This window comes from Tenacibaculum ovolyticum DSM 18103 (assembly GCF_000430545.1).
GTDB lineage: Bacteria > Bacteroidota > Bacteroidia > Flavobacteriales > Flavobacteriaceae > Polaribacter > Polaribacter ovolyticus.
This window is the reverse complement of sequence record NZ_AUMF01000022.1, coordinates 64,427-74,284: the sequence shown is the minus strand read 5'-3', so window position 1 is coordinate 74,284 and position 9,858 is coordinate 64,427. Positions and strand designations below refer to the sequence as shown.

Here is a 9,858-nt window from a genome sequence, read left to right as displayed (position 1 = left end):
TGATAGGATACAGGTGTAAAGGCAGTAATGTCATAGCCGAGTATTACTAATAACCCATAGGCTTATGTATAGTTCCCGACCTTCGGGTCGGGACGCAAACTCTTTTGATAATTTACGATATGATTTTACTAATATGTTAACTTATACAGTTGAAATATACTGAACGATTTAAGGTGATTATCGCAATGGGGCTCACCTCTTTCCATCCCGAACAGAGAAGTTAAGCCCATTTGCGCCGATGGTACTGCCAATGGTGGGAGAGTAGGTCGTTGCCTTTCTTTTAAACCTCAATCTATAACTAGATTGAGGTTTTTTTTTGCGCTAAACTGAAATGAAAACAAACAATTAGTATTTAATAAAACTACCAATCCAATTAGGGGGATAAGAATGCTGTTTTAATAAGAGTTAAATTAATAATACAAAGATTGCATTCTCAGTACATATGAGTTCGTATTATACCTTTTGTATCTAATATAACGTGTTTACTTTGAATGATAATATCAGTATTTTCACAACATAAATAAAAGTGATTAATTTATGTTATAAAAATACTAATGTAATTTTAATCACTTGATTTTATGAATCAATTAAGTTTTTTCTTTAAAGATTCAACTACTTTTTTACTATTCCCTATAAAAATTTCATCTTCTATTATAAAAACAGGACGTTTCAAAAATGTATATTCATCTAAAATGTACTCACGATAATCTGTTTCAGAAATTTCTTTATTTTTTAAATCTCTTTCTTTATAGAGTCTAGCACGTTTGTTAAATAGGCTTTCATAGCTATCAGTTAGCTTTCTCATCTCTTCTAACTGTCGAATAGTTATTGGATTTGTTTTTATTTCTTGTTCCTCTATACCATCTAGGTTAACTTCTTTTAAGATACGACGGCAAGTATCACAAGTTTTTAAAAAATATACTTTCTTCATTGTTTAATAATTATCTTTGAACTACGCTAAAATAAGTAGAATAATGAATACGCAATTTGAAATTTTAAAAAAATCGAGAGAATTAATTTTAAAAAAAATAGAAAACTTATCAATTGAGCAATTGCATTTAATACCAGATGGATTTAAAAACAATATTGCATGGAATGTAGCTCATTTAGTAGTAACACAACAGTTGTTGCATTATAAATTGTCAGGATTAAATTGCTTAGCATCTGATGAATTAATAGAAGGTTATAAAAAGGGAACTTTACCTACAGGTATATTTTCTGAAGAAGAGTTTGAAGAAGTAAAAGAATTATTGATTGGATTGCCAGATACTTTAAAAGAAGATTACGAAGCAGGAATATTTACAGAGTTTACTACTTATGAAACGAGTCTTGGTTTTGTATTAAATTCAGTAGAAACTGCTATTGCTTTTAATAATTTACATGAAGGAATTCATTTAGGAACTATAATGGCTTTAACAAAGTTAGTTTAATTCTTATAAGTTGTTTTATTTCAAAGTATAAACCTTTTAATTTTATTATAATGAAATTGAATACAAAGATGATTCATGGGGGACAGCAAATTGAAGAGGCTACAGGATCGGTAATGCCACCTATATTTCAAACATCTACGTATGCACAGACGAGCCCAGGAGTTCATAAAGGATATGGCTATTCTAGAGGAGAGAACCCTACCCGGACAGCGGTTGAAAATGCTTTTGCAGCTATTGAAAATGGAACACATGGTTTTGCATTTTCATCTGGATTATCTGCTATTGACTGTGTTTTAAGAACTTTGAAGCCAGGGGATGAAGTTATTGCAGGAGATGATTTATATGGAGGTACATATCGTATGTTTACTAAGTTATTTAAACAATATGGACTCAAGTTTATATTTACAGATATGGATTTGATTAGTAATGTATCTAATGCGGTATCCAATAAAACTAAGTTAATTTGGTTAGAAACTCCAACCAATCCGTTAATGAAAATAGCAGATATTGCTGAGATAACAAAAGTTGTTAAAGCAATAGATAGTAATATTTTAATAGCTGTTGATAATACATTTGCTACTCCATATCTACAACGACCTTTAGATTTAGGTGTAGATATTGTAATGCATTCTGCAACAAAATACTTAGGAGGACATTCTGATTCAGTGATGGGGGCTTTAATAGTCAAAAACGAAATACTAGCAAAAGAACTGCATTTTATACAATTTGCAGCTGGAGCAATCGCAGGACCTATGGATTCTTTTTTAGTTTTAAGAGGAATTAAAACATTGCATTTACGAATGAAGCGTCATTGTGAAAATGGTAAATTGGTAGCAGAATACTTAGTCAATCATCCCAAAATAGGGATCGTATACTACCCAGGGCTACCTAATCATCCAAATCATGAAATTGCTAAGAAACAAATGGATGATTTTGGAGGAATGGTTTCTTTCCGGTTAAAAGATGAAAGTAAAGAGGCTGCATTTACTTTTTTAGAAAATACCAAAATATTTACATTGGCCGAATCTTTAGGCGGAGTAGAAAGCCTTGTAAATCATCCAGTAACAATGTCACATGGTTCTATACCTGAAGTAGAACGATTAAAAATAGGAATAACTGATTCTCTGATACGTTTAAGTGTAGGAGTAGAAGATATTAAGGATTTGCTAGAAGATTTAGAACAAGCACTAAATACTTAATTTAAAATCCTTTAATTAAGAGGTTATATATAAAATATACTAATTGGTATATTTTATATATATTTGTAACATAATTTTTTATTTTGTCAAAATCAGAAAAAACAAAAGCTTTTATAATTGAAACTGTTGCACCTATTTTTAATAAGAATGGGTATTCAGCGATGAGCTTGTCTAAAATTACTACAGCAACTGGTTTAACAAAAGGAGCAATATATGGGCATTTTGAAAATAAAGAAAACTTAGCTTTAGAGGCTTTTAAGTTTTCTGTAAGAAGAGTTTTAAAAGATTTAAATAAAGAAGTAGCTAAAGGAAAAACACCTTTAGATATGTTATTAAATATAGCTTCTTTTTATAAAGGGTATTATCATTATAATAAGCAATTTGGAGGTTGTCCTATCTTAAATATAGGGGTTGATTCAGATAACCAAAACAGTAAAATTTCTAAATTAGTTCAATCATATAATTATAGGATCTTAGATCGTTTTGCTGAACTCATTGACATGGGAAAAAAATCTAATCAAATAAAAAATTCAATAGATAGTATGCGTTATGCGAAACGTTTTTTTTATATGATTGAAGGGGCGGTTTATATGTCTTATATTATGAAAGATGATAGCTATCTTATTGATTTATCTCAAACAATTGAAGAAATCATAAAAGAACAATTACAACAATAACTATTTTTTTAATCAAAAATATACCGATTGGTATATTTAAAAATTTAACATAATGGAATTACCAAAAATTTTAGAAAGTAAAACAAAAATAAGGTTTCAAGATTGTGATCCTTTTAATCATTTAAATAATGCTTCCTACTTTAATTATCTTATAAATGCTAGAGAAGATCAATTGATTGATAATTATAATTTAGATATTTATAAACATGGTAAAACAACAGGTAAAAGTTGGGTGGTAGCTACACATCAAATAGCTTATTTAAAACCAGCTACTTTAATGGAGACCGTTACTATAGATTCTCAATTAATTAAATATGGGAGTAAAAAATTATTAGTTGAAATACGAATGTGGAATGAAACTAAGACAGTGCTTAAAGCTGTGCTTTGGAGTTCATTTGTGTATTTTAATTTAATGAAATTATCTTCAGAAAATCATTCTGAAGATTTACTAGAATTATTCAAAAATGCACTTTTACCATTAAAGGAAGAAAGTTTTGAAGAGAGAGTTGCAAATTTACGATTTCAAAAAGTTTAAACATGAAAGAGCCCGAAATTTTTAATTTCAGGCTCTTTTTTATAAGAATGATTTACTAAAAAGTAATTAAGATACTATTTAGCCTCTGCATATCTTTTTTCAACTTCGTTCCAGTTAATTACTTTAAAGAAAGCATCAATATAATCAGGACGACGGTTTTGATAGTTTAAATAGTAAGCATGTTCCCATACATCTAATCCTAAAATTGGAGTCCCTTCACAAGCAACACCAGGCATTAATGGGTTGTCTTGATTTGGAGTAGAACAAACTTCAATCTTTCCTCCTTTATGAACACATAACCAAGCCCATCCTGAACCAAATTGTGTTGCAGCAGCTTTAGAAAAAGCTTCAATAAAAGCATCTTTAGAACCAAATTCAGCTTCAATAGCGTCTTTTAATTCACCAGATAAATAACCTCTATCTTCAGGATTCATTACAGTCCAAAATAATGAGTGATTATAAAAACCTCCACCATTATTACGAACACCTCCGTTACTCATATCTAAATTAGTAAGAATATCTTCAATAGTTTTACCTTCTAAATCAGTCCCTGCAATAGCTGCATTTAATTTGGTTGTATAACCGTTATGGTGTTTACTATGGTGAATTTCCATAGTTCTAGCATCTATATTTGGTTCTAATGCATCGTAAGCATATCCTAATTCTGGTAAGTTAAAAGCCATAATTGTATGTTTTAATAAGTTAATTTGTTGTTTTTACAAATGTAAATTTAATTCAAAAAAATAAGGCAAACAACTGTTTACCTTATTCTAAATTTATAACAGCATAAATATATGTTATAATACTAGTAATTTGCGTCTTCTGGATATTTTGCCATAAACTCTTCTGCTTTTTTAACCATGTGTGTACTTCCACAGAAAAAAGGAACACGTTGATGTAATTCGGTAGGTTCTAAATCTAAAATTCTTTTATAACCATCAGTTGCTTTACCACCAGCTTGTTCTGCTATAAAAGCCATTGGATTACATTCATATAATAAACGCAACTTACCTTTAGGGCCAATAGTACTCGTTGGATAAATATAAATACCTCCTTTAATCATATTTCTATGAAAATCAGATACTAATGAACCAATGTATCTAGAAGTATATGGTCTATTTTCTTTTTCTTCTTGACAGTATTTTAAATACTCTTTTACTCCTTTGGGAAAATGCACATAGTTTCCTTCATTAATTGAGTAAATACTACCATTTTCTGGAATTTGAATATTAGGGTGTGATAAATAGAAGGTTCCAATAGCAGGATTTAAAGTAAAACCATTCACTCCGTTTCCAGTAGTAAAAACTAATATTGTAGAAGTACCATAGGCAACATAACCAGCTGCAACCTGTTCAGATCCTTTTTGTAAAAAATCTTCTTTAGTTACAGGAGTTCCGTTAGGAGATACTCTTCTGTAAATAGAAAAAATAGTACCTACAGAAACATTTACATCAATATTAGAAGAACCATCTAAAGGATCCATTAATAAGATATATTTGTTTTCGTTTGTTTTATTTTGACCTTCAACAACAACAAAGTCATCTTCTTCTTCACTAGCAATCCCACAAACAATCTCTCTATTTATTAATGTTCTTTTAAATAAATCATTTGCTAAAACATCTAGCTTTTGTTGTGTTTCTCCTTGTACATTAACATCTCCAGAAGCTCCAGTGATATCAACTAAACCAGCTTTTCTGATTTCATGATTTACTACTTTGGCAGCTAAACGAATAGAGTTTATTAAACGAGATAGCTCACCAGAAGAATATTTAAAATCTTTTTGATTACCAATTATATACTCACCAAGAGTCATGTGCTTGTTATTCATGTCAAAATTTTGTGTTGTCAGTACAAAGATGCCAACTTTTTAGAGTAACTACAATGATTTCGAATATTAATTTTAATTAAAACAGTACTTATTATTTATTAGATATGTTTTAGAGTAGTGTTTTTTAAATAAAAAATAAGTTGAAGCAGTTTGTTTAGTTGAGAATAATATGAAATTAACGTAATCTAAAGAAAGTTATCGAATACATACTTTTTAAAATTTTGAACAAAAACAAACGATGTGTTTTAATTTTTCATTTGTTTTTTTAAGGAATGTTTTAAGAATTATCTTTACACAAAATTTTTATAATGAGCTTTATAATTAGATCAGGAGAAAAAAAAGATGCGCAAGCAATATTAAACTTAATTATTGAGTTGGCTGTTTTTGAAAAAGAACCTAATGCGGTAGAAATTACTGTAGAAAACTTGATTGACGATGGTTTTTCTGAGAATCCTAAATTTAAAACTTTTGTTGCTGAAGAAGCAGATGGAACTATTATAGGAATGACTCTTTTTTATGAACGTTATTCTACATGGAAAGGAAAGTCGATTCATTTAGAAGACTTAATGGTTACTGAGACAAAAAGAGGAATTGGAGCTGGTAAAAAACTATACGCTTCAATTATGAAATATGCAAAAGAGAATAAGTTTAAGAGAGTCGCATGGGAAGTATTAGATTGGAATGTAAATGCTATAGAGTTTTATAAAAATACAGGGGCAACGGTTTATAGTGAATGGAGAGTTTGTCATATGAATGAAGAAAGTTTAATGCAATTTTGTAATGAGAATATTTAAGTTTGGAGGCGCATCAGTAAAAGATGCTAAAGGAGTAAAAAATGTAGCTCGTGTATTACAGCATGAGGGAGTTGAAAATGTTTTGGTTGTTATTTCTGCAATGGGAAAAATGACGAATGCTTTTGAAGAAATTGTAGAGGCTTATTTTTATAAAAAAGAAAACTTAAAAAGCTCGTTAGATTTTGTTGAAGATTTTCATAAAAAAATAATAACAGATTTATTCGAAGAACATAATGAAATTCTTAATAGAGTTAATTTTTTATTAGGTGAGTTAAGTAGTTTTATGGTTGAAAATAAATCAGAAAACTATAATTATGTTTATGATCAATTAGTTGGTTATGGAGAATTATTATCTACCAGTATTGTAAGTGCTTATTTACTTGAAATAGGTGTATCTAACCAGTGGTTAGATGTAAGAGATTATATAAAAACAGATAGTAGTTATAGAGACGCAAAAATTAATTGGGAATTAACTGAACAAAAAATAAAAGAAAACGTAACTTCTTCTAAATTGAATATTACGCAAGGTTTTTTAGGAGGTGGTATAAATAATGAAACGACTACTCTTGGTAGGGAAGGATCTGATTATACGGCAGGTGTTTTTGCATATTGTTTAGATGCAGATAATGTAACTATCTGGAAAGATGTTGAAGGGGTTTTAAATGCCGATCCTCGTGTTTTTACAGAGACTGAACTGTTAAATGAAATATCATATACAGAGGCTATAGAAATGGCTTTTTATGGAGCATCTGTAATACACCCCAAAACAATTCAGCCACTAGAGCAGAAAAATATACCTTTATTTGTTCGTTCTTTTGATGACATTTCTAATAAAGGGACTTGTGTTGGAAGAGGAAAAAAAATAACACCAGAAGTGCCGTGTTTTATTGTAAAGAAAAACCAAATATTAGTTTCAATTTCAGCAAAAGATTTTTCTTTTATGGTTGAAAGTAATATTAGTGATGTTTTTGAAAAGTTACATAAATACAAATTAAAAGTTAATTTGATTCAAAACTCAGCGATTAGCTTTTCTGTATGTATTGATGATAAATATAATCTTTTTGACGCTTTTTATAACGATTTAAAAGTAAAGTTTAATATAAAGTCATACAAAGCTGTAACCCTTTATACTATTCGTCATTTCAACGGTGAAGCGATAACTAAAATACGTAAGAGAGGTAAATCAATTATTAGTCAAATTAATACTGAAACTGCTCAGTTGGTTATACAATAAAAGGTGTAAATCTCGAAAAAATCCATTATATTTGCATTTATGCCAAATTTGAATTAATGGGATTAGTTACATCAAAAGAAATTGCTAAAGTTATTGGAGTTGATAAGTTCGGTGCTGCCGGAACTTTTATTGGATGGTTATTGATGAAAACTTTGCGTATTTCTGCGATTAATAGATTGTATGATAACAATAAAGATAAGTCTGATTTAGATTTTTTAAATGGTCTTTTAGATGATTGCAAAATTGAATTTGAAATACATGAAGATGATTTAAAAAGAATACCAAAAAAAGATGCTTTTATTACAATATCTAATCATCCTTTAGGAGGGATTGATGGTATTTTGTTAATGAAGTTATTGGTTGAAAAAAGAGCAGATTATAAAATTATAGCAAATTTTTTATTGCACAGAGCTAAACCTCTACAGCCATATATAATGCCCGTAAATCCTTTTGAGGATCACAAAGATGCAAAATCAAGTATGGCGGGTATTAAAGGAGCTTTGTTACATTTACGAGAAGGAAAACCATTAGGTATTTTTCCAGCAGGAGAAGTGTCAACACATCGTGATGGAAAGTTAGTGGTTGATAAACCATGGGAAGAAGGAGCAGTACGTTTGATTAAAAAAGCAAAAGTACCTGTGATTCCTATTTATTTTCACGCTAAAAATAGTCCGTTATTTTATGTTTTATCTAAAATTAGTAGCACTTTAAGAACGGCAAAACTTCCATCTGAAATAATTTCACAAAAAAATAGAGTAATAAAGGTGCGAATTGGGAAACCTATTTCGGTAAAAGACCAGGAACAGTATAAAAATGTGTCTTCTTTTTATGAGTTTATAAGAAAGAAAACATATATGTTAGCAAATCCGTTTGAGAAAACATCTCAAAAGATTTTATCAGCCCAAAGCTTAAAAATTCCTAAAAAGGCTAAAAAAATTACTTCTCAAAGAGCATTTGATTTATTTGTTAAAGAAGTTGATGATTTACGAGATAAAGGAAGTAGGTTGTTACAAAGTAAAAATTATGAAGTATTCTTTGCAAGTGCAAAAGAGATTCCTAACATTTTACATGAAATAGGAAGATTACGAGAAATTACTTTTAGAGATGTTGGTGAAGGAACGAACAAAACAATTGATTTAGATCGTTTTGATAAGTATTATCATCACCTGTTTTTATGGGATAATGTTAAAAATGAACTTGCAGGAGCATATAGAATGGGCTTGGGTAAGGATATATATAAAAAACACGGAATTAATGGTTTTTATATTCATACTTTATTTAGAATAGAGCCAGAGCTTTATCCGATGATGCAAAATACTATTGAGCTAGGTAGGGCTTTTATATCTAAAAATTATCAGCAAAAACCAATGCCTCTATTCTTGTTATGGAAAGGGATTGTGCATACAACGTTACGTTACCCAGAGTATAAATATTTAATGGGAGGTGTAAGTATTAGTAATCAGTTTTCTGATTTTTCAAAATCGTTAATGATTGAGTTCATGAAATCTCATTATTACGATCCGTATGTAGCACAATATATTCACCCTAAAAAGGAGTATAAAGTAAAATTAAAAGATGCTGATAAGGATTTTGTTTTTGATGCTACTGAGGCAGATATGCAAAAGTTTGATAAAATAATAGATGAAATTGAACCTGGAGCATTACGTATGCCTGTGCTAATTAAAAAGTATGTAAAGCAGAATGCTCGTTTGGTTGCTTTCAATGTCGATCCGAAGTTTAACAACGCAATAGATGGATTACTGTATATTAAGGTTGCAGAGATACCAGAAAGTACAGTGAAGCCTGTGATGGAAGAATTTCAAGCTGAATTAGAAAGACGTGCTTCTGAAAATATGAATAAATAAAGTAGTATACTTTAATACTAAAATAAATTAAAAAGCATCATACTTAGTATGATGCTTTTTTGTTTACTAAAGTGTTGTTATATGTAATTTTAAAAGGGAGATAAGGTGTAAATATAATATTATTGTAGTTCTCCGTACTGAATAATATAAGCGGTAATAAGAGGGCGTAGAGTGTTTTACTGCGGATCGTAATTAGATTCTTATTAGTATAAAAGAACTTTAAAAAGTGGGGTTAGAAGGTATATAAAAAGGAAAAGGGATTTGTTTTAACAAATCCCTTTTCCTTTTTATATATA

Annotated in this window: 10 protein-coding genes and 1 rRNA gene; 8 read left to right on the top strand and 3 right to left on the bottom strand. The window is 29.5% G+C overall.

Annotated features, from left to right (window positions below; genetic code table 11):
• Window positions 1–169 precede the first annotated feature (169 nt).
• Window positions 170–278: ribosomal RNA gene (gene rrf / locus H518_RS0108890) — 5S ribosomal RNA — on the top strand.
• A gap of 305 nt (window positions 279–583) precedes the next feature.
• On the opposite strand, the gene H518_RS0108885 is transcribed toward rrf, so the two are convergent.
• On the bottom strand, window positions 584–931 hold the full coding sequence (locus tag H518_RS0108885; protein ID WP_028888729.1) for an arsenate reductase family protein: 348 nt from the start codon (window positions 929–931) through the stop codon (window positions 584–586).
• A gap of 43 nt (window positions 932–974) precedes the next feature.
• Between H518_RS0108885 and H518_RS0108880 the strand changes: the two genes are divergently transcribed.
• The 4 genes from H518_RS0108880 to H518_RS0108865 all read left to right on the top strand — a co-directional run bounded on the left by H518_RS0108880 (window position 975) and on the right by H518_RS0108865 (window position 3,841).
• Window positions 975–1,430, top strand: a complete 456-nt coding sequence (locus H518_RS0108880) for a DinB family protein (protein ID WP_028888728.1) — start codon at window positions 975–977, stop codon at window positions 1,428–1,430.
• Between the two features lie 50 nt (window positions 1,431–1,480).
• Window positions 1,481–2,629, top strand: coding sequence for a cystathionine gamma-synthase (locus H518_RS0108875; protein WP_028888727.1), 1,149 nt, complete (start codon window positions 1,481–1,483; stop codon window positions 2,627–2,629).
• A gap of 83 nt (window positions 2,630–2,712) precedes the next feature.
• Window positions 2,713–3,306, top strand: a complete 594-nt coding sequence (locus H518_RS0108870) for a TetR/AcrR family transcriptional regulator (RefSeq protein ID WP_231891975.1) — start codon at window positions 2,713–2,715, stop codon at window positions 3,304–3,306.
• Window positions 3,307–3,358: 52 nt separating this feature from the next.
• The gene (locus H518_RS0108865) at window positions 3,359–3,841 is read left to right on the top strand and encodes an acyl-CoA thioesterase (RefSeq protein WP_028888725.1); all 483 of its coding nucleotides are present in this window, start codon (window positions 3,359–3,361) and stop codon (window positions 3,839–3,841) included.
• 74 nt (window positions 3,842–3,915) lie between these two features.
• On the opposite strand, the gene H518_RS0108860 is transcribed toward H518_RS0108865, so the two are convergent.
• Together H518_RS0108860 and fbp are read right to left on the bottom strand one after the other, a co-directional pair.
• Window positions 3,916–4,524, bottom strand: a complete 609-nt coding sequence (locus H518_RS0108860) for a superoxide dismutase (RefSeq protein ID WP_028888724.1) — start codon at window positions 4,522–4,524, stop codon at window positions 3,916–3,918.
• Window positions 4,525–4,646: 122 nt separating this feature from the next.
• Window positions 4,647–5,669 (bottom strand): class 1 fructose-bisphosphatase, encoded by a 1,023-nt coding sequence (gene fbp, locus H518_RS0108855; protein ID WP_028888723.1) that lies wholly within the window; start codon window positions 5,667–5,669, stop codon window positions 4,647–4,649.
• Window positions 5,670–5,977: 308 nt separating this feature from the next.
• On the opposite strand from fbp, the gene H518_RS0108850 reads away from it, so the two are divergent.
• The 3 genes from H518_RS0108850 to H518_RS0108840 are packed head-to-tail and all read left to right on the top strand — an operon-like array spanning window position 5,978 to window position 9,562.
• Window positions 5,978–6,463 (top strand): GNAT family N-acetyltransferase, encoded by a 486-nt coding sequence (locus tag H518_RS0108850; RefSeq protein ID WP_028888722.1) that lies wholly within the window; start codon window positions 5,978–5,980, stop codon window positions 6,461–6,463.
• Complete coding sequence (locus H518_RS0108845) at window positions 6,450–7,697, top strand: aspartate kinase (protein WP_028888721.1); 1,248 nt, start codon at window positions 6,450–6,452, stop codon at window positions 7,695–7,697. The genes H518_RS0108850 and H518_RS0108845 overlap by 14 nt, the downstream gene beginning before the upstream one ends.
• A gap of 56 nt (window positions 7,698–7,753) precedes the next feature.
• Complete coding sequence (locus H518_RS0108840) at window positions 7,754–9,562, top strand: GNAT family N-acyltransferase (RefSeq protein WP_028888720.1); 1,809 nt, start codon at window positions 7,754–7,756, stop codon at window positions 9,560–9,562.
• The last annotated feature ends 296 nt before the right edge of the window (window positions 9,563–9,858 follow it).

What these genes read in the sequence shown, in the direction of transcription:
- H518_RS0108885 (WP_028888729.1), bottom strand. Translation starts at nt 931, where the DNA reads ATGAAGAAAGTATATTTTTTAAAAACTTGTGATACTTGCCGTCGTATC.
- H518_RS0108880 (WP_028888728.1), top strand. Translation starts at nt 975, where the DNA reads ATGAATACGCAATTTGAAATTTTAAAAAAATCGAGAGAATTAATTTTA.
- H518_RS0108875 (WP_028888727.1), top strand. Translation starts at nt 1,481, where the DNA reads ATGAAATTGAATACAAAGATGATTCATGGGGGACAGCAAATTGAAGAG.
- H518_RS0108865 (WP_028888725.1), top strand. Translation starts at nt 3,359, where the DNA reads ATGGAATTACCAAAAATTTTAGAAAGTAAAACAAAAATAAGGTTTCAA.
- H518_RS0108860 (WP_028888724.1), bottom strand. Translation starts at nt 4,524, where the DNA reads ATGGCTTTTAACTTACCAGAATTAGGATATGCTTACGATGCATTAGAA.
- fbp (WP_028888723.1), bottom strand. Translation starts at nt 5,669, where the DNA reads ATGAATAACAAGCACATGACTCTTGGTGAGTATATAATTGGTAATCAA.
- H518_RS0108850 (WP_028888722.1), top strand. Translation starts at nt 5,978, where the DNA reads ATGAGCTTTATAATTAGATCAGGAGAAAAAAAAGATGCGCAAGCAATA.
- H518_RS0108845 (WP_028888721.1), top strand. Translation starts at nt 6,450, where the DNA reads ATGAGAATATTTAAGTTTGGAGGCGCATCAGTAAAAGATGCTAAAGGA.
- H518_RS0108840 (WP_028888720.1), top strand. Translation starts at nt 7,754, where the DNA reads ATGGGATTAGTTACATCAAAAGAAATTGCTAAAGTTATTGGAGTTGAT.